The following is a 255-nucleotide window of genomic DNA, read 5'->3' as shown; positions in this document are numbered from 1 at the left end:
CGCGACGGCGGCGATCGGCTGGAGAATCTGGAGAAGATGATCAACGCCATCGAAGAGACGCAGAAACGCGGCGTCAACCGCGCCGAGCACCGTCTGCATCTGCGCTGCGAACTGCCGCATCACACCACGCTGCCGCTGTTTGAAAAACTGGTGCAGCGCGAGCCGGTGACGCTGGTGTCGCTGATGGACCACTCGCCGGGCCAGCGCCAGTTCGCCAACCGCGAGAAGTATCGCGAATATTATCAGGGCAAATAC

At 61.6% G+C, this 255-nt stretch carries 1 pseudogene; it reads left to right on the top strand.

The window, feature by feature from the left end:
- Positions 1-255: pseudogene (locus R0J87_RS22455) on the top strand (alpha-D-ribose 1-methylphosphonate 5-triphosphate diphosphatase); the annotation flags it as partial.

This window comes from Halomonas sp. SIMBA_159, assembly GCF_046536035.1.
Classification (GTDB): Bacteria; Pseudomonadota; Gammaproteobacteria; order Pseudomonadales; family Halomonadaceae; genus Vreelandella; species Vreelandella venusta_A.
This window is presented reverse-complemented; position numbering and strand designations above follow the sequence as displayed.